The organism is Occallatibacter riparius, from assembly GCF_025264625.1.
In the GTDB taxonomy this organism is placed as follows: domain Bacteria; phylum Acidobacteriota; class Terriglobia; order Terriglobales; family Acidobacteriaceae; genus Telmatobacter; species Telmatobacter riparius.
The window spans coordinates 4902273-4922660 of sequence record NZ_CP093313.1 but is presented as its reverse complement, the minus strand read 5'-3'; the positions used below and the strand labels follow the sequence as shown (position 1 = coordinate 4922660).

Annotated in this window: 12 protein-coding genes; 4 read left to right on the top strand and 8 right to left on the bottom strand. The window is 57.6% G+C overall.

Annotated elements, in window-relative coordinates; genetic code table 11:
* Positions 1-173: 173 nt before the first annotated feature.
* The 5 genes from MOP44_RS19975 to MOP44_RS28165 form a co-directional block, all read right to left on the bottom strand.
* The gene (locus tag MOP44_RS19975) at positions 174-1751 is read right to left on the bottom strand and encodes a sulfatase family protein (RefSeq protein ID WP_260792072.1); all 1578 of its coding nucleotides are present in this window, start codon (positions 1749-1751) and stop codon (positions 174-176) included.
* Positions 1748-2797 carry a formylglycine-generating enzyme family protein gene (locus MOP44_RS19970; protein ID WP_260792071.1) on the bottom strand — a complete coding sequence of 350 codons (1050 nt, stop codon included), beginning with the start codon at positions 2795-2797 and terminating at the stop codon, positions 1748-1750. Before MOP44_RS19970 ends, MOP44_RS19975 begins: the two co-directional genes overlap by 4 nt.
* A gap of 1385 nt (positions 2798-4182) precedes the next feature.
* Complete coding sequence (locus MOP44_RS19965; RefSeq protein ID WP_260792069.1) at positions 4183-5868, bottom strand: RICIN domain-containing protein; 1686 nt, start codon at positions 5866-5868, stop codon at positions 4183-4185.
* 159 nt (positions 5869-6027) lie between these two features.
* On the bottom strand, positions 6028-6426 hold the full coding sequence (locus MOP44_RS19960; RefSeq protein ID WP_260792067.1) for a hypothetical protein: 399 nt from the start codon (positions 6424-6426) through the stop codon (positions 6028-6030).
* A gap of 394 nt (positions 6427-6820) precedes the next feature.
* Positions 6821-7228, bottom strand: a complete 408-nt coding sequence (locus tag MOP44_RS28165; protein ID WP_390905502.1) for a DUF4440 domain-containing protein — start codon at positions 7226-7228, stop codon at positions 6821-6823.
* Positions 7229-7318: 90 nt separating this feature from the next.
* On the opposite strand from MOP44_RS28165, the gene MOP44_RS19955 reads away from it, so the two are divergent.
* Both MOP44_RS19955 and MOP44_RS19950 read left to right on the top strand, forming a co-directional pair.
* Entirely contained in the window at positions 7319-7567 is a 249-nt protein-coding gene (locus MOP44_RS19955) for a hypothetical protein (RefSeq protein ID WP_260792065.1), read from the top strand.
* A 211-nt stretch (positions 7568-7778) separates the two neighbouring features.
* On the top strand, positions 7779-8624 hold the full coding sequence (locus MOP44_RS19950) for an ADOP family protein (protein WP_260792064.1): 846 nt from the start codon (positions 7779-7781) through the stop codon (positions 8622-8624).
* 55 nt (positions 8625-8679) lie between these two features.
* Here MOP44_RS19950 and MOP44_RS19945 read toward each other — a convergent pair whose 3' ends face one another.
* The 3 genes from MOP44_RS19945 to MOP44_RS19935 form a co-directional block, all read right to left on the bottom strand.
* On the bottom strand, positions 8680-9606 hold the full coding sequence (locus MOP44_RS19945; protein ID WP_260792063.1) for a TolB family protein: 927 nt from the start codon (positions 9604-9606) through the stop codon (positions 8680-8682).
* A 647-nt stretch (positions 9607-10253) separates the two neighbouring features.
* Positions 10254-11018 (bottom strand): LytR/AlgR family response regulator transcription factor, encoded by a 765-nt coding sequence (locus MOP44_RS19940; RefSeq protein ID WP_260796683.1) that lies wholly within the window; start codon positions 11016-11018, stop codon positions 10254-10256.
* Positions 11008-12096 carry a sensor histidine kinase gene (locus MOP44_RS19935; protein WP_260792061.1) on the bottom strand — a complete coding sequence of 363 codons (1089 nt, stop codon included), beginning with the start codon at positions 12094-12096 and terminating at the stop codon, positions 11008-11010. The genes MOP44_RS19940 and MOP44_RS19935 overlap by 11 nt, the downstream gene beginning before the upstream one ends.
* Before the next feature lie 364 nt (positions 12097-12460).
* Between MOP44_RS19935 and MOP44_RS19930 the strand changes: the two genes are divergently transcribed.
* Together MOP44_RS19930 and MOP44_RS19925 are read left to right on the top strand one after the other, a co-directional pair.
* Positions 12461-16405 carry a protease pro-enzyme activation domain-containing protein gene (locus MOP44_RS19930; RefSeq protein ID WP_260792060.1) on the top strand — a complete coding sequence of 1315 codons (3945 nt, stop codon included), beginning with the start codon at positions 12461-12463 and terminating at the stop codon, positions 16403-16405.
* A gap of 171 nt (positions 16406-16576) precedes the next feature.
* Positions 16577-19996: an FG-GAP-like repeat-containing protein gene (locus tag MOP44_RS19925; RefSeq protein WP_260792054.1), complete on the top strand. Its 3420-nt coding sequence runs from the start codon at positions 16577-16579 to the stop codon at positions 19994-19996.
* Positions 19997-20388: the final 392 nt, after the last annotated feature.

Sequence of the window (20388 nt, the reverse complement as noted above, 5' to 3'; positions counted from 1 at the left end):
ACGATTCAACAGTTGAGCTGGCCGTCTTCTAATTGTCGGATTTTGTCGGTTCTCGCGTTGAAGATTCACCCGCACGACAGCTGATTCCGACCTTAGCTTCCGTGGCGCGTGAAGGAGAAGCAGATACCTGCGGAAGCGACAGTCCGGCGATCGAAATGCCGAGGATCGGCGCCTCAAATGGGAAGCGTAAACGGAGTCCCACACACGTTATATGTGACCGTTTTTCTTGTCGGCCACTTGGGATCCGTCATCTCCTTTGCCCATTGATGCGCCAGGCCCTCCAATTGCCTGACGCGTTGAGGGTACTTATCCGCCAGATTGGTCGTCTCGTCTAAATCTTCTTTCACATTGAACAGCAGCTTATACTCGCCGTACTTGCCGGTCTTGTCGTCTACCGACTCCCAGAGCTTCCAGTCTCCCTGACGAATTGAAAACAAAGGCAAGCGCCGCCACGCCAACATATCGTGCGGAGAGCCAGTTTTCCTCCCCATCAAATACGGCATCAGGTCTACACCGTCATAGATCCGATCAGCCGGGAGCGTGCCGCCAGCTGCATTGACCGAGGTGGGAAGAACGTCCAGCAGTGAGACCACATCCCGATAAACACTTCCTGAGTGGATGTGTCCTGCCCAGCGCATCATGAATGGTACGCGTGTCCCACCTTCAAAGTGAGACAATTTCCCACCGCGCAGAGGCGTGCAGCTGCACAAGCCCGGAAAATAGGCAGCGCATCCATTGTCTGAAGCAAAGTAGATGATGGTGTTGTTCGCTTGACCCGTGGCATCAACCGCGTCAAGCACTCGACCTACGTTATCGTCGAGGGCTGCGACCATGGCCGCGTAGACGCGCATCTGATGGTCCTGAATCTGTGGAAACCGATCATAGTACTGCGACGTCACCATATGCGGCGCGTGTACAGCATTGAAAGCGAGGTAAAGAAAGTAGGGCTTACCGCTCTTCGCATTGTGTTGAATGTATTCTGTCGCGCGTTTCCCGAAATAGTCAGTGAGGTACTCGGATTCATTGTGAATAACATGACGATCAGGTCCTTCAATGATCTCGTTTGTTGGGCGACGAACGAACAGACCGGCAACTTTGTTCATTCTTCTTTCCTGATCGGCATCTTCGATCGTGGGCTGAGTCCGACTCGTCAGAGCAGCGTCTCCGATAGATCCGACCGAGGCGTGTAAGCCAGGCTGCTTTGGATCCATATAGGCTGTCTGGCCGGGGAGAAATCCAACAAATTCGTCGAACCCGCGATTTGTGGGATAGAACTGATCCTGGCTGCCGAGGTGCCATTTGCCAATCAGGCCTGTGTGGTAGCCGGCACTGCGTAGCAGCTGGGCAATGGTGATCTCACCCACAGCCAGGCCAGGTCCCTGGCCCAAAGTTGCCTCTGTGCTTTCAGGATTGAATTCAAACCCAAAACGTTCCTGATAACGGCCGGTCATCAAACTTGCACGGGATGGTCCGCAGACCGGAGCGGTCGCGTAACCGTCGGTAAAGCGAACTCCCTGCAAGCCGATGCGGTCGATGTTTGGGGTATGAAAGCGGTCGATTTTGTACGCGGATATATCCGCATATCCGAGGTCATCCGCCAAAATTACGATGATGTTCGGTTTTGTCGCCGCGATTACCGGGACGCGTTGCTGAGCGAGCCATGAGTTCCACACCACTGCGCTCGCGATCGCGATAAGGCCAACCGAAATCAAAAGGGAGGCAATTCTCAATTGTCTTCTGTTTATGCTCATTGGCTTTCTTTCCTGCTTTCTGTGGGTAAGCCCGGATCGGCAGCACATCGAAAGCCGATGTTCTCCAGCGATGTATCAGGCGTAGTGTGATTGCGAGCACTGGCACGGTAACCTTGACAGAATTCCGGCGAACACAAAAACGATCCCCCGCGCGAGACCATTTCTGCCGGGATCCTCGTGCTTTCTTGTTGTGGAGCGCCGTATGGCAGATACCTGGAGGAAGTCCACTCCCAGACGTTGCCGGCCATGTCCGTGAGCCCAGACGGTGTGACTCCAAATGCCCCGACGGGTGAGGTCGTCTGATAGCCATCGGCTCCGGTGTTCGCGAGCGGAAATGTTCCTTCCCACGCGTTCAATAAGTAGCGATGGCTCAGTTCAATAGGATCGCCAGCTTTGAACACGTGCCCGTCAGGTGTTTGGCCCATCCGCGCTGCGCGCTCCCATTCGGACTCTGTGGGGAGCCGCAGACCATACGCCCTGCAGAACTCATTGGCATCGAACCAACTCACTTGGGTCACGGGATGGTCGTCAAGAGCAGGCGATCTCTTTGGACCAAGGGGATACCTCCAGGACGCTCCAGGCACGGCGACCCAGGCGCCACTCGACTTCTCGAGATGACCGCCAAACCCGTATCGTTCGGCGTCCGTCTTGTATCTGGTGACTTTGACGAAGTCAGCAAACTGAGAGACGGTCACGGGCGTACGATCCATGAGGAAGGCGCGCGATCTGAACTCGAATGCTGGCCGTTCTGCGCTTGGTCCGTTGTTGTCGCCAATCTGAACTGTGCCTGCCGGAATCAGAATCAATGTCGCACGTCGCTTGACACTCACAGCAGTTAGCGTCGGCAACAATCTGTACGATTCGCTCGCCCGCGCGGAATCGGGCAGAGTTCGGGGCGCGTCGATCAGTCTGGTCATCAGGAAGTAAGTTCCCAACAAGCCTGCCAATATGAACCCGAAATAAACAGCACTCGGCCAAATCTGTCGACTGCGATCAATCCGCTTCCAGCCGGAGTTGCTGCCGTTTTGAAAGATAAATACGCCCATAGCTCAGATTGCAAATGCCTGTTCAGAGTCCCTTGCTGCCTCTAGCTGGTGCAACGGACTTTCGGCACGGCGACGAACGAAGCCGCACTGCAGGATTGGACGCTTTTCTTATCCTGTGGAGCGCTGCATATTTGTCGGGTTTTGTCTTAGAAAGATTCTCTTTTGATCCGGATTAGTCGGGGTCGCGGATATGATCTCGAAGAGTATGCCGCTATGAGCTGCCAAACGCACACCATACGACATAAAGGCGGTGACGTTGATTGTCGGAGGTCAAGCATGACATTACGGCGAGCAATCATCGAATTGCTATTTATCGTATTGCCGGCACTTTGTATCAGCGCGCTTAATCACAGCAGAGATTGGTGGGAGAAACGCTGATGTTCGCTGCTCATTTCGCTGCAGGTCTTGCTCTCAAGGGTCGTGCACCTCGGGCCCCGTTGATAGAGCTAATCCTGGGCGCCTGTGTGCTGGACGGCCTTTGGATCATGTTAAGTGTCCTTCGGATTGATCGAACAAACTACGATGACTGGTCGCACTCGCTCGTTATGTCGATGCTCTGGGCCAGTCTCTTCTCCGCATTGTTCGGGAGATGGGCGCGGAGAGTCATATGCGTTCTCTGGCTGGCTGTGTTTTCGCATTTCGTGCTTGACCTTATTGTGCAGGGAGCATCGGTTTGTCCGCCGGGTCTGCTTTCGGTTGGTCCCTTGGTCGTCACGCACTACCGTTTGCTGCAACTCAGCATCTGCGTGGTTCTGCTCTCAATCTATGTTGTCGATGCACGTCGAGTGCCGATCAATTGGTACCGCATTTTGGCTACCTGCGCCATCGTGCTCGCGCTTAACTGTCGGTTTCTCTTAGGCGTGTGAGCATTTGAACTCGGCAGATCACGTACCTGAGATCTGTTCACTTTGTTGGGCAAATAAGCAATGCGACGCAGCATCAATAGGTCCAATATTGCGAGCTCTTGGCGCGTATTTCCAATGGACTCGAGGTACGGCTCGCGCAGCCTCCGTGAGGACCGAAATTCACGCAGCAATGCGCGCTCGGTCCCTCCAGCATGTCGGCGCTCCCGCCGGTACCGGAAGTCTGGTACGACATCACCCCTACGTTTTTTGCCCAGATAGGCGACGTTGGCGAGATTGGCGGTCAGCTAAAGCGAGCCGTCACAATCCGCGGATCAAAAGCGCCGAGGAACGGTCCGGGTTCTTCAAATTGATCGGAAATGACCTTCCAAATGCTTTTCAGACGACGCAACAGCCGACGATACAAAACATGACGAGCCAAGTGCCAATTCGTGCAATCGATATTCCAGCCTAGTGACGCCGACGACCTGATCAGAGCGCCCCTGAACGGTGGCGCTCTGATGGGGCAGAGGGATAGCTCGGTCAGGGCTGCTGTACGAGCTGGAACTGCTGGTTGGTGTTGCCGGACTGGCATTGCCATTGCCACATCTGCTGGCCCTGGGTGGTGGAGCCAGTGTTATCGAGGCAGAGGCCGCTGTTCAAGTTTTTGAACGTCCAGAGGCCGTTGCCCAGATAAGTGCTCTGCCACTGCTGATTGCTCTGTCCACTGATGTAGGTCCAGAGGTCGACGTTGGTGCCGTTGGAGGCGCCAAAGTTGTAATCGTCCCAGACGAGCGAAGACGCGTTGCGATTGAAGACATCGTAGTAGCCGGTGGTGGAGGCCGGGCGGAACTGCCACTCCTGGTTGTATTTTCCACTTCCGCAGGGCCATTGGATGAGGGCGGTGCCGGGGGTGGTGGAGTTGCCATTATCATCGGCGCACATGCCGCTGGTTTTGTTGACGACTTGGTACCACGCGCTGGTGTTGATGGTGCCGCCCGTGGAGCCCTGCGCGACATAGGTAGTGATGCTCTGGGGCGGGAGGTAGCCGGTAAAGGTGGAGTTATTGGCGGTGTATACGGTGGCGAGCTGCTGCATCGAGAGCGCGGAAGCCGAGGTTTGGTAGGGCGTGAGCGAGCCGATGGACTGGTTCTGGATGGTGAACGGCTGGTTGACTCCCGCCGTCCCCATGTTGATCGCGACGATCACATAGCTGCCGCTTCCCTTGTAGGCCGTGACATAGACGTTAGTGGTGGGATTGTAGGTGGCGTTAGAGCGGACATATCCGGGACGGATGAAGCGGGCGTACTGTGCCAGCGCCCAGCCAGCCGGCTTCACGTTTCCGTTGGCGTCGATAAGTCCGATGTAGGAGTTCTGCGACGGCAAATCGGTGAGCCACCACCACACGTACATGCTGTAATTGGCCACAGCCATGGAGTCGTTGATTTCCTTGGCTACAGACAGCGCGTTGCCGATGCCGGTTCCGTCGATGTAGTGCTCGGTCATCCAGACCTGCTTACCATGGTTGAACGCGTTGGTGTAGTAGGACGGGGAAACTCCGTAGAGGTGTCCGCCGATTGCACCGATGTGGCTGACCGCGTTGGTGTCGTTAAGGGCCGGATCAGAGTAGCTAGTGGTGAAGCTCTCCGACTCGGGCATGAAGAGGGGAATGCTTAAAGTGGAGGCGTTATTGGCCGTCCAAGTGTCCATTTGAGCACCGGTCCAGAAGCAAGACTCATAGGTAACGTTGGCGTCGGGCTCGTTTTGCATGGAGATGGCATACAGAGAGGCGCCGTTGCTGGACATGTAGTTGACGTAGCTTTGGAGGTAGCTGGCGTAAGCGCCGTATTGCGACGCATTGAGGCTGCCGCCGACGGTGCTGCCGTTGGATTTCATGGAGGCAGGCGGAGTCCAGGGCGTGGCGATGACGATTGCGCCGTGGCTTTTTGCAAGCTTGGCATTGGACAGTTCCGTACCCCAGTTGGCTTGACCTCCGGGATCGATGCGGACTCGTAGCACGGAGAGGCCGAGATGTCCGGGGCCGCTGTCGTACAGGGTGGTTACCTGCGAGCTACTGAGGGATAGCCATGCGCTGGCCCCGCCGAATCCCGCAATGGACTGCTGGGATGAGCCGAAGTCAACATACGCTGTGCCCTGGGCTGTGACGACGGAGGCGCAGGCGAACGCAGCAGTCAGAACTACGACTGCGAAGGGGAGTGTGTTCTTCATGGTGATTACCCTCGTTGGAAAAAGTGGGTGCAAGGCAGGTGGGGCAAATTGAAGCAGAAGGGGCACAAGTCTCCCCGCGCGGCATGTCGCCACGTTTTTGGGGCGTAGTCTTGTGGCGTGCTTTTCGACCGGGAAGCGCTTTGAGCCGTTAGAGTGACCTCAAAGCTGCAGATTTGCTGCGCAGAGACAATAAATCAATTTAGTAAATCGATGCAAGAGAAATTTGCTGCGACATATATGAGCGGCCAGGGCAGCATCGCTGAGCCGTAACATGCCTTTGGCCCAATGGATTGGCACTTGAACGGCGAGTACCGCAGCCAGCAAGGCAATGATTGCTGTAGCGCTCCCTACTCCCAGAAGAAGACCTTCCGTGTGCCGCGAGTTGAATTTCAGTCCCAAAGCATCTGCCGGGAACCCGTCTCGACGCAGCAACCTGCTACCGCCAATCAAAAGCAGCGTGAAGCCGCATGCGGCTAGCATTGCTCGTGCGATCTGCGCGCCGGGCAGTTCGGCTGAGAAGAAGATCGCGCCTGCGAGCCTCAATCCAAGCGCCACCATACACAAGCCTGCAAACAGCCCAAGAGACTTCTTCTGTGTTGCAGATCGTGTCACCAGGGTGTTCAGAGTTGGCTCCCTTAAGGCGGCTGTCGATTGAGCTATTCTATGCGGTCCCAGACATCCGACAACGGCTATCCAACGAGGCGCCAAAATGCAGCCTCGCTCATCACAGGTTGCGCTGTGCCGGTAGCGTATCGCATGTCGGCTCAGGTTGACTTCAAGGCGAAATACTTACTTTTTCGCCCGCAATGTTGAGGGATATCGCCCCACCTGCATTTCCGGAACGGGAGTGGTCTTGCGAGCTTGTTCCAACCGTGAACCCTGCGTGGCCTTCGTGAACGATGAATATCTCTTGATATGGATGTCGAGCGCGCTTTTGCGCCTTCGAGGCGCACTACTCTGATTGGTATTGCCAATGAGAAGGCAAAAACTTCCCGAAGCGGTTCGCATTGTGCAATACACTCTGTGGCCGGCACGACTCAGTGCGTGCGGGCGGCTCGCCATATCTCACGTCCGTCCTGCCAAAGAACACCCGTGGTGACACCTGCCGTTGAAAAGCGAGTGCTCCTCTGGACGCTCGCGCTATGTACTCTTCGCGAGTCTCCGTTGCTCCGGTCGAATGGATGAACATGAAACCTGGCGCGAGCAGCCGTTCGTACGCAGCTTTGTCATGTGCCGATGCAGCCGCATCCAGCGCTGCGCGAACAGCCTTGATTTCATCGCGCGCGGTGGCCAGATTTTGATCGGCAGGAGACGCCCACGACAGGTGAGAAGCCGCCGACAAGAACAGCGCTAGCCACATACGCATCATTAATTGTCCTGAGGATCCCAGGATAGGAGCGAATCCATGTTCAGAATAGTGAGGAAAGTCGGCGGTGTGAACTAAACATTTTTGATCGCGTTGATTGCCCAACAGAACGGCAAGGTCACTCTCGGAGCCGTGCTGGAGGCCTCGGATATTCAATTACAACTTCCGATCACAATGTACGTGCAGTATCTACCGGGGTCACAATTCGATACTGATGCACAACGACCTAATGCCCTTGACATCCAACAGGACACGCGTAGGGCTGTTGTCGGATTCCGAGTGAAGAAGATGCCGCAATCGACCGATCTTCAGCAGGGAACGGAAGTTTGGTGAGCCGCTCTCCCGCTCAATGAGTACCTTGGCCGCGCGCGACAGTTGAGTTCCAACTCCCTAACGCCGGCCTAAATGGGAGTTGATCTGCCATAAATCCAGACGCTGTTGAAGGCCTTGCTGCCTGCGTCCCGATTGAACCTGTTGGGGTGGATAATAGTCTAACGTCCGCGAACCCGCCGGCGATCACGCTCCGGCGGCAGTGAGGTCACCGATGTCCCCGCGTACGCTGGTTCTTGCTGTCCGCGTCCTGGCCCGGAATCCACTCTTCACGGCCGTTGCAGTGCTCACCATCTCCCTCGGCGTGGGAACCAGCACCGCGATCTTCAGCGTTGCCAATGCGGTCCTGCTTCGCCTGCTTCCCTATCGCGAACCCGGCAAACTCGTCATCGCGGGCATGGAACTCCGCCAGAATTTGCCTTTCTCGAACGCCGACTTCATTCGATCTGCGCGAGGGCACCAAGTCAGTTTTCTCCGACATGGCCGGCGTCTTTACTGGCCGGCTGATCGCTCCGAGCGCGGACAGCACGCCGGAGCAGCTTCGCTATGCCATCGTCACCTGACGGGCGCACGAGTCATGTATGGCCGCGACTTCAACGCCGAGGACGGAGTGCCGCAGCCGCAGGCTCCGCCGGGCGGCTCTGCGCCCGCTGCTCCTCCCAAGCTGCCCCCGGTTGCGATCCTGAGCTACAAGTACTTCATGCGTCGGTTTGGCGGCAACCAGGCCGTCATCGGCCAGACGATGCAGTTCTCCGGCGGGCCGGGGCCAGTGATTGCCGGGGCGCTCGCTCCCGGCTTCCATTTGTATTTCCCTCCGGACGCCGACGAAGAGGCCGCGCCCGAGATCTGGATGGCCAATCGCCTTGGCTACGACGCCGCCGATCGCATCAGCTTCTCCATTCGTCCCATCGGAAGGCTCCGCGATGGCATTCCGTTCAAGCGAGCGCAGGAGGCAGCCGATATTGTCGCTGCCGACGGCCGCAAACAGTTTCCCATCGACCAAACCGCCGGTTACTACATCAACCTCGAACCGCTGCAGGCGCACCTGGTCGCCGCGTGAAGCCCGCCATCCTCACCCTCAATGGGCTCGGTGGCGTAGCGCCAGATGGTTGCGCTCACTTTCCCAACACAGTCCAGTCTCGCAGCGATATCTGCCATATCTTCCTGGGAGCATTTACGTTCGGATTTGGATTGCCTGCGTCCATGCGCGGTCGATCAGACACGAAATACAGCGTCTTCAGATCGGGACTCAACCGCTCTTGTTCCCCGTACAGGTAAGGCTTGAAGGGAATAGGCGTCTGCCATTTGTGATGTTTCGCGAACGCCACGAATACCACAGCCCGATGGTCCGGACTGGGAGGACGATGCCCCGAAAATAGGATGAATGACTCATCAGGGGCAACTGCGGCAGTGAAGTTTCTTGTCTCACCGTCGTCAAACGAGACAGGCTGCGGCGCGGTATAGTGGCCGTCTATCCACTTCGACCAGCAAAGGCGCTCTTTTTTGGTAACAGGGTCGCTCTGATTGAAGTAGAGATTTCCGCTTCGCGCCACCGAGGGGGAGTAAACAGCCGTATTGCTGTTGACTTCATCGGGAAGACGCGTCGGTTTGCCCCAACCGTTGGCAGTCCTATTTACTCGCCACAAGTTCCCGCCTTTTCCCGGTTGAATCTTTCCTTGAAAAAATCCGTCAATGGCCTTCCCGCCCTCTATCGCCGGGCGATTTGAACTGAATACTAAATAGGAACCGTCGGGCGCCATGGCCGGCTCAATATCTCGCCACTGGCCGGAGAAAGGCGCCGTTTCCGGCTTTGACCACGTGCCGCCGCGCAGATGAGAGACCATGATGGTGCCATCGCCATCATGCCAATGCGTGAAGAAGACGGTCTTGCCGTCTGGCGTGAATGCAGGGGCTGCGTTCGATTCGGTTCCCCAGTCCGTTTCGCCGATGAAAACCCTGGGCACGGGCACTCTTGATGCGGCGGCAAAGCTACTGCACACAACCACGACTGCAAGGAGTCGACTGACCTTGCTTTCGAGCATAATATGGTGCCTCCAGTTTTGACCTTTATCTATTAGATGTGCGCGACTCGGCAAGGTGAGCACTCAGAGTCGCGAGCCGTTCGCGATGGGGATAAAGCACAGGCTTGAGCTACAACGTGTCTGTCAAGCTGAAGATGGCGTTGGTGGCCCCGATTCCGATGGCGAGCGAAAGCGCGATCAGCGAGTTAAGCCGCGGTGCGTTAGCGACTGATCGTATCGCACAGGTCCGCGACATCGAGTGTTCCTCCCTCTAGAAGGCGGGCGCATTTATCGCGAAGCCTCTCGGAAACATCTCGGACGTGCACGCAATCCGGTCGGAGTTGTTGTGAAACGCGCCGCAGGTTCCGAACTTGTTCAACCGCTTGCTCCAAGCTCTTCAGCCAGATGCCTGGTGGCGGCTGAACGTCGAATTCACAATCTGGTTCGACGAGGTCCAGACATTCGTCACCCGAGGCGTAGGACTGCTCGAGCGCGAGCCGCAGAGTACGATTCCGACGGAAAAGAAGACGAGCATGGGAAGGCACAGAAGAATCCTTGGGGAGCTGTGGGTTGAAGGTTGCCCCATCGCACTCACGGCGAGCAATGAAACCACGAGGACAATCGAGATGATAAATAGGATTACCCGGCCCCAGATCGAGTTTGGCCAACTACAGTTGGTTCCTGAGCAGCTTGCGCAAATGATCGCTATAGCTCCGGCTCACGCGTAGCGATGTTCCATTATGCAACGTGACCGTGCAGTCGCGATTGGGAAGTGAGTTCACGCCCGCGATGCGATTAAGGCGCACGATTGCCGAGCGATGAATACGAAGAAAATCTTCCGGATTGAGCCGCTCAGTCAGCGTGTTAAGTGGCTCGCGAATCAAGTGCGATCGCGTGCCTACATGAATCTCTGCATAGTCTCCCTGCGCTTCTATCCAATCGATGTCATCAACGGAAACAAAACGCACCAGCTTACCTACGCGAACCGCGATCCTGCGGAATGGTTCCGGAGCTGGCTTCCTATCGAGGACGGCTTGCAGGCGCCGGCTATAAGCCGCAGCCTGCTGCGCGCCCAGGATCCGGCGTGCATGATTCAACGATGCATTGAAACGCGCATCGTCCACCGGCTTGAGAAGATAGTCGATCGCGTGTACTTCAAAGGCGCGCATCACGTATTGATCGAACGCGGTCAGGAAGATAACGAAAGGGAGCACTTCAGGATTCAGCGCCCGCATCACCTCAATCCCATTCATCACGGGCATCTGAATATCGAGGAAAACCAAATCAGGCTTGTTGCTGGTAATGAACTGGACCGCGTCCCGTCCATTCGAACATTCGCCAACAACCTCGAGATCACTGTTGGATTGAAGCCGCAGCGTCACTCCACGACGGGCGAGAGGTTCATCATCGACGATCAGGACACTATGCTTCATCTGTTGCCATGGATAGTTTATGGGCCAACAGGCTGCGGCTGTATTCAATCGGTAGCGTAAAGGAGACTTCGAAATTTCCCCGTGCGTTCGTGGAAGTGTGCATAGTGCTTGCATCGCCATACATCTTTTCGAGACGCTGACGTACATTTTGCAGGCCGATTCCGCCCGGACGTGTGAAGCCGTCGAGCAGAATTGAGGCCGACTCTTCGGGCGGCTCATTTTCAATGAGTATGCGAAGATAGTCGCCGTCACGCCGCGTTCTGACCAGGACGAAACCGCCGGCAGGACGGCGCGCGATGCCGTGGCGAACGGCGTTCTCAACCAGAGGTTGAAGAATGAGACGCGGCACCAGGACATCGACCAGAGCGTCATCGAGATCCCAGCGGACCGTGAGGCGATCGCCAAAGCGAATTGCCTCGATAGCCAGATACTCCTCGGTGGTAGCCAGTTCATCGGCCAGCGAAATTTGATGCAGTTCAGGTGCGTCCAGCGTACTGCGCAGCAGATGCGCAAGCTTGCCGATCATTTCCGTCGCCGCGTGCGGCTGATCGTTGAGAACCAGCGTAGATATGGCGTTCATGGTGTTGAAGAGAAAATGGGGCTGCAACTGAAATCGAAGAGCACGTAGTTGCGCCTCCTTTGCGAGCATCTCGGTGGCGATGAGCTGGCGGTGTTTCGCTTCGAGAGAGAGATAGTGCTTGATGCCGAAGTAGAAGGAAACCCAGGACATCAGCGCATACCACCCGCTTGGCGTCGCGGTGATGATGTCGGTCCAGTGGAAGGGAGGCCGCGTATTACTGAAGTACAGCGCTGACTGGAAGGCGCATAAAGAACCCAGCATCCCCAGGGGGAATGCCACAACCATGCAGATCACGGCGGCGATGCGCAGATCCACCTTGCGCTTCCACAGTTGGTGACAAAGCCAATACATCGGGAAACTGGAAAGAAAGCTGGCGACCAGAAAGCCTCCGCGGAAGGCGTCATAGTCGATTCGTCTCCACCAGGGGAGAGAACAGAGCACGTTGATGGCGGTGTAGAGGCCCCAGCCCATGAGCTGCAAAGGCCAGAAGCGCGCCATGCGCCGATTAGAGGAAGTGCGTGGCATTGCTACTCATTGTACGCATACCACAGAGCGCCACAAGATGAGTAAGGGCCTCTGTTCGGCGCAGAAAATGCACGGTTCGTCGCATACCGTAACGATCCTTAGATTGCCGCCATGTTTCCAGATGTACGCTCAGACCCAAGCAACATACATGAGCATTCACCTGCTGCCTCGACAGCATTGATGCACAGCGCTTCGCCAATGTTGATAGCCCAGGCTGTTCTGCTGGCGATCGTGCACCCTCACTGAAAGAAAACAATGCAAAGCAGCCGTGTCCTGAACCTGTACTGAACGCTCTATCTCCAGTAGTTCGATTGCAAGTGAAACAGGAGTCTTTGGAATGATTCGGAATGCACTGTATCGCACGCTTCAGGCAGGAACTGTTCTTGTAGCGGGCATCCTCTCGCTGGTTCCCGCGAGAGCTCAAGTCACGCCGGCCACGCGAGCCATCACAACCGCGGTGAATAACGCCGACAGGGTCGCTCTCACAGGAAGCATGCGGCGCGATATTGCAAGGGGGACGGACCTGGGTGCCGCGGACCCTTCCCTCTCCGCGCGTCATGTGGCGCTGCTGCTTGCACGCAGCGCAGCTCGTCAGGCAGCGCTCGACCAGTACCTGAGCGATGTGCAGAACAAGAACTCTGCGAACTATCATCACTGGCTGACGCCGGCCGAGTATGGTGCGCGCTTTGGCGCAGCAAGCGAGGATGTGGAAACGATCACAGCCTGGCTGCAGTCGCAGGGGCTGAAGATTGAACGCGCATCCCAAGCTGCGAACACGATCATGGTGTCTGGCTCCGTTGGACAGATGCAGGCAGCGTTCTCAACTTCGATTCATTCCGTGCTCGTGCATGGCGAGAAGCACATAGCCAACATCAGCCAGCCGCGGATTCCGCGTGCTCTGGCGCCGGCGGTCAAGGGCATCGTGGGGTTGGACGATTTCCATCCGCGCTCGAACGCCGTCGCCGGACCCACGGCAAAGTTCGACAAAACAGCGCGCAAGTTCGTACCTGATTTCACTCTGTTTGATGGCAAGGGCAATCCGTATTTCTACGTAGATCCGGCAGACGCCGCAACGATCTATGACACTCCGAATGCAAGCCTGAACACGTCGTATAAAGGCACGTCCTATGATGGCGCCGGAATCACTGTCGGCGTTGTGGGCGATACGGATGTGGAACTGTCTCCTGTCGCAAATTACCGCACGGCGTTCCTTGGAGAGACGACCGGCAACGTGAATCTGCCGACGGTCATCGTCGACGGCGCGGACCCCGGCACGAATGGCGATCAGCTCGAAGCATGGCTCGATCTTGAGATCCTGGGTGGCATCGCGCCCAAGGCCAAAATCAACTTCTACACCAGCGGCGACAGCGATCTCTCGGCGGGCCTTTTCAACGCGCTGGAACGCGCCATCAACGACAACACGGTGAGCATCCTGAGCATGAGCTTTGGAGCGTGCGAAGCCGGCCTGGGCGCAACCACTGTGCAGTACATGGGAGAGCTTTTCGCGCAGGCGTCTGCGCAGGGCATCACCGTCACCGTCTCTTCAGGAGATGCCGGCGCCGCGGGTTGCGACAACGATAATGTTGAGACCACTGCTACGCGCGGGCTTGCGGTGAACGGACTGGGATCGTCCCCTTACAACGTCTCGGTAGGCGGCACCGATTACGACGTATTGGAAACATCGTTCACTAAGTATGTAAGCACGACCGATAGCAGCGGAAATCAAAACAGCGGCCAGCCGCCCTACTACAAGACAGCGCTCTCCTACATTCCTGAGGAGCCGTGGAACGATTCGACCAGCGTCAACGGTGCTTTGGGAAACAATCAGCCGTTCATGCTCTCCTCCGGTACAACCGATATCATCGGCGCCGGCGGCGGCCGGAGCAGCATGTGGACGAAGCCCGTGTTTCAAACATCGCTCACGCCGCCGGACGGCGCGCGCGACGTCCCCGACGTGTCCTTCCTGGCTGCGAACGGGCTCTACGGCGCAGTATGGGTGCTATGCACGGATGAGGGCGCCCTCTATGGGGTCGATTGCGAGAACAGCAATGGGGTCTTCGCCGACAGTGCGCGATTCTCTGGCGCAGGCGGAACCTCGGCATCTACGCCGGCCTTCGCAGGTATGTTGGCGCTGCTGGAACAGGCGATCGGTTCACGCCTCGGCAACGTCAACAATGTCCTTTACAGGCTGGCAGCGACGAAGTACAGCACGGTCTTTCATGACATAACAGATGGCAACAACGCTGTTGTATGCACGCAAGGAACTCCGGACTGCGGTGCGAATGGCTTCACCAGTGGCTACGACGCCGTCGCCGGATACGATATGGCCTCCGGTCTGGGCAGTGTCGATGCGACACAGATGGTGGCGAACTGGAACTCGGCGACAGGAGCCAGTTCGAAAACCACGCTGACGATTGACGGATCCACAGCGGCAATCAAGGCGACGCATGGCACAAGCCTGAACTTCGGCGTGAGTATCGATCCCACCAGTTCCACTGGCGTGGCTGCCCTGGTGACCACCGCAACTGCCGCTGCGGGAGAACCCACGCTAAACGGTCAGCCCTTTACGATTCCAATCAGCAACGGCTCCGGCACAGGCACCTATAACGGTCTTCCCGGCGGTCAGTACACGGTCTATGCCTCCTATGGAGGCGACACCTCCACGTCAGCCAGCCAGTCGAATGCGATCAGCGTAGATATCGTTGCCGAGGCCAGTTCAACGAAGCTCTGGGTAAACGCATATGCGGCGTCGAACCAGGCGACCATCGCAAACCTGAACGCCATCCCCTATGGGTCCTACATCTTCTCCGAGAGCTCGGTCTATGGCACGCCAGAGGGCTATGATGCGTCGCTCGGTTACGCAACCGGCACGATATCGATGCTCGACAACGGAGCGATCATCGGCACTGCTCCCATCACCAGTGGCAACTTCGCTTCGTTCCCCAAACTGACGAGAGGAGTCTATCCCTACGCGGCGGGCACACACACCGTAACAGCAACGTACCCCGGCGATGCCAGCTACAAGGCGAATACATCCAATGCCGTCACCTTCACCGTGGTAAAGGGGACGACGAAGCCAATGCTGTATCCGGCCACGCCAACGGTGACATCCTCGTCAACCGACAACATTGAGGTTGACATCACGACATCCAGCTTGGCCGCTCCTCCCACGGGCACCATCACGCTGACAGCAAACGGCACGACGCTGGGTACCACCACAACGTTGAGCGGTGGATCGTCTGTCAGCGATGGCACCGTTGTAGCCTCGGCTACTTTCCCGGTGCAAGGCTCGCAACTTGCTAACGGCATCAACACGCTCACCGCAACCTACAGCGGCGACTCGAATTATGCAGGCTCTACGGGCACGATCACGGTCACCATGAATGGGTCGGGCTTCACGTTGAAAGCGACCGCAATCAATATCACTGCCGGCGCAACCACCGGCAACACTGCGACCATCACCGCGACGTCAACGGGCAGCTTTGCCGGACTGGTGAACCTGAAGTGCTCCGTCACCACGTCACCAGCGAACGCAACCAGCCCGATCACCTGCAGGGTCCCCGCACAACTGCTGATGACGGGCACAAGCGCCGCCACAGCGACACTCACGGTAAACTCCACCGCGTCTACAACCGCTGGATCATACGTTGTGACGATCACCGGCACAGATGCGGCGACGGGCAAGATTACCGCCTCAACGACAAGTGCTGTGACTGTCACCGCTCAGCCTGGGATCTTCCTGTCTAACAGTGGAGTGATTGCGCTGACTGCGGGCGCCACCTCAGGAAACACGGCGAAGCTGACAGTGACACCTCTCAATGGATTCGCCGGAGCAGTCGCCCTCGCGTGTTCGGTGACAACTTCGCCGTCTGGAGCCACCGATCCAATTACCTGCGCCGTCTCTCCGTCCTCTGTCACGGTCAGCGGTGCGGCTGCTGCAACTTCTACGCTCACCATCAGCTCGACGGCGCGTACGACGAGTGCTCTCCTTGAGCCCTCTCTGAGCAGCGTGGGCGGCGGAACAGCCCTTGCTTTCGGCCTGCTCTTCATACTGCCGCTTAAGCGCAGCCGCAAGCTTCGCGGATTGCTCGCGCTGAATGTGCTGTCCGGATTGGTGTCACTCGGCGGCCTGATGGGATGCGGCGGCAGCGGGACGTCGTCCACCGGCGGAGGTGGTACCAAACAGACCGGAACCACTGCCGGGGCGTACGTAGTAACGGTGACCGCAACAGCGCCGGATGCAACCACACAGACAACGACGGTCAATGTAACGGTGAATTGAGACTAGAGCTCATCGCATGATCACAACTATGCGGACAAACTCTATGAAGCCCACGATCCAAGCGGGTTTCAAAAGGTGAGTGAATGCCCCAGACGCGGGGATGCGATGAGCTTCAGTCCCGAGTTAGTGCAGTTCTTTCATAGTGCCAAGAGGATTCCGAGGAGGCTATCAATGCTGCGATTGTTCCCTGCCGGCGCGCGAGTTGCCGCGCTATTTACGATGATGATTTCCGGTATCTCGTTCGCCGCGCGGCCTGTGCGAACCCTGCCGGTGCGGTCATATACCGTACTCAACAAATCGGCACAGCAGAAGCGTTACAAGACGCCTGCCGATATGGTCATGATTCCTTACTTGAAGGCGCACGCGAAGGCGGCTCCCAATTGGGCGACATCGTCAAAGAGCGACATGGCAAGACCGAACTTCGGCGGATACGTCAACGCCCCGATGTTCGCAGCGCGCAACACCGCATCGCTGGCATCGGGCATCTTCGATACCGCTGTAACGGTCGAGCTTGTCGCCGATTTCAATAAGGATGGCAAGCCGGATCTTGCCGTACTCCAGGAATTGGGGACGCTCAACGTCCTGCTGGGAGACGGAGCAGGCAATCTGGCCACTCCTGTGAGCTACCTGAATCCCAACCAGCAGACGACCAACGTCCTGGTTGCTTATGCCGCGGATGTTAATGGCGACGGCAGTCCCGATGTGATCGCATACGACTACCTGAACAATGCCATGATCACCTGGCTTAACCTCGGCAATGGCACGTTCAACGCTGCTATCACCACTCCGCTCGACACCACCTTCGGATATGCCAACACCGTATATGTCGCAGACATCAACGGGGACGGCAAAGCGGACGTTGTTTATACCATGACCACCAACGAGTCCCCCACAAGCTCCACCATCATGGTGGAGTCTCTATTGGGCGTTGGCGATGGGACCTTCGGCAAGCCCTCTGATGCCAAGACACAGCAGTTCACCGTAGCCGCCGATGCACAGCAAAGCCAGGTCGAAAGCATGGCGATCGCGGACCTCAATGGCGATGGGAAACTGGATCTCGCGCTCGGGGTGAACGAAAACTTCGGCAAAACGGGTTTGTACATTGTGACCACCGCCCTCGGCAACGGCGATGGCTCCTTTGCAGCCCTCGGAAAAGCGCAGCTCACCTCGGCTACGATCCAGGGAATCCAGCTCGTCCGGGGTTACCTTGTCCCATTTGCCACCTCCGGAATCTATCTGCAGGACGTGAACGGCGACAGCAAGCTCGACATCGTCTCGGATATGAACGGAACCATCTACACCGCTCCCGGCACTGGCGACGGCAACTTCGGCGTAGCCGTTTCGAGCGATGAGCCAATCTCCGATGGCTCTACTGCGGTCATTCTCGATGTGAATGGCGATGGCAAACAAGACTTTGTCGTTGCAGGTGACACCCTGGGAGTTATGCTCGGCAAGGGCGACGGCACCTTTACCACTCCCGCCTACGGAAGTCAGTTCATCATTGACCCTGCTGGTTCCTACTCGCTGGCAGCCGGAGACTTCAATGGCGACGGCAAGCAGGACATCGCCCAGCTCGGAGGCGATTACAAGCAGGTCTCGCTGTTCTTCAACAACGGCACAACGCTGCGCGGAGCCCCCGTTGTAACTGGTTCAAAGGATCCGGTCTCCACCAATTGGGTGCTGGCCACGAGCGGAAAGTACACCGCTTCGGGATACGTCAGCCCCCTCGTGTTCTATACCAACGCGATCAAGAACCTGTCCGCCGTCGACACGATGGTCAACGATGGCGAGGGTCACTTCAAAGTCGTCCAGGCCCTGGCCGGCGGTGTGCCTTCCGATCTTGTATATTTCGAACCCTTCCATGCCGACTTCAACGGCGACGGTCTGGAAGATATCGCCTACACAAATGCAACCGGAGACGTTCTTGTTTCGCTCTCGAAAGGCGATGGTACCTTCACAACTCCCAAGTCGATCGGCCTCGGCGCCGAGCCCTGTCCTGAATACTATGCCGACGTAAATGATATCAACGGCGACGGCAAAGTCGACATCGTGATTCCCTACGCCGGCGATTCGGCCTGCGGCTCTACTGCCGGAGGCGCCTCGGGCTATTGGGTTGCCCTCGGCAAGGGCGATGGCACTTTCGCTAAACCTGCCTTCACTGCCTTCGGCACAGAACTTTACAGCGCCGTGCTAGCTGACATGAACGGCGACGGCGTGCCCGACATGATCCTCAACGATGTGCCCTTCATCAATGGTTCCGGCTACGAGGTTTCCCTTCTTCCAGGCAATGGCAACGGCACTTTCGGTAACGCGATCACCGTTGAAAGCAGCTACATTGTCAGCGACGTCGCCGCCGCTGACATCAATAACGACGGCAAGATGGACCTCGTCCTCAGCGCTGAAGAGGTTGTTGGCAGTGATATCACTACAGGCGGCATCCTCACCTTCCTCGGCAATGGCGACGGCACCTTCAACGCGCCCTCCATGATCACCTCCAACAACTTCTTCCTCGGGTTGCAGATTGCCGACATGAACAACGACGGCAATCAGGATATCGTCGCCACGCTCTATCAACACCAGGGCCAGCCCGTCGAGTACTACGGTATGGTCACGCTGCTCGGCTACGGTAATGGTCTCTTCGCCGCACCGGTCAACCAGCTTGAGAGCCTGGCGAGCGACACGCCGCAGGCAGGCAGCTTCTACGCCGATGGCGCTATGGACGTGATGACCGCGACAGCTTACGGCCCTGCGCTTTTCATCGGCCAGGGTGGTTCAACGCTCGCGCTCACTCCCTCGGCGACAGCCATCAACTTCGGCAACAGCGAAACGCTTACCGCGAAAGTTACCGCCGCTCTTTCCGGTCGACCCGCGGCCACCGGTACGGTCTCGTTCTACGAAGGAACCACGCTTCTGGGTACCAGCACTTTGAGCGACGGTTCCGCCGCGTACGTTCCGGCGCCGCTGGCGGTTGGCTCGCACACCATCAAGGCGGTCTACTCGGGCGATGACAACTTCAATCCCGCACCCCCCGCCACAACCACCATCACAGTAGCGACTGTCCCCCCGGCGTTTACCCTCACCGGTTCGCCCGCATCCGTCACGGTGACGGGCGGCGCGCAGGGCATTGTGACGCTCGGAGTGACCGCCAACTCCACTTTCAGCGGCACGGTCACTCTCACTTGCTCAGGGATGCCCACCAATGGCACCTGCGCAATCAACCCAGGCAGCGTGACCCTGGCGGCTGACGGTTCTGCCACGGCAACTCTGGTGATCGGCACAACCGCGGACCATGCCCAATTGCAGCAGCCGGCATCTCCGTGGCAAGTTCCGGCAGCCGGATTAAGCCTTGTCGTGATGTTCGGCATCTTCATCGGCCGGCGCAAACGCATCCGCATGCTCTCGGCTCTCGGGCTCGTTGTTCTCCTCTCCGCGGGCGCAATGCTGGTCGGCTGTGGTGATAGCGGCAACTCGAAAAAGAAATCGGCACTGACCGTAACCCCGGGCACCTACACCGTGACCGTTACGGCCGCACCTGCTTCCGGAAGCTCAGTCGCAACGCAGACCGCAAAGATCAGCGTCATCGTCAACTAACCGTTTCGCCTTGTTGCTTTCCGTGGGGCCGGCTCTGAGTCGGCTCCTTCTTTTTGCGCGGGTGCGGATCTTCGTGTGGCCATGGCATGCAATCAACACGAAACCCGCCACGATGAACAGCTGGGAAGCCGCAATAAACGTAATTGGATCCAGCGCTCGTACCCCGTATAGAAGGGTGCTGAGCAGTCGCGTCGTCGCGGATGCCGGAACAGGCACGGTACCGTGGGCACGACTAGGAAGGGTCATCGAATCGAGGACACCCGCCTGCGCTCCGCAGCAGCTGACTGCTGCCGGATTTCGGAACGTGCCCAGGGAACCTTCGTCGCGAACGCAACCGGCACGCTCCGGCCGCTTTGTGATCTGCTTACCTACAATGGACGTCTCCGAGCTAC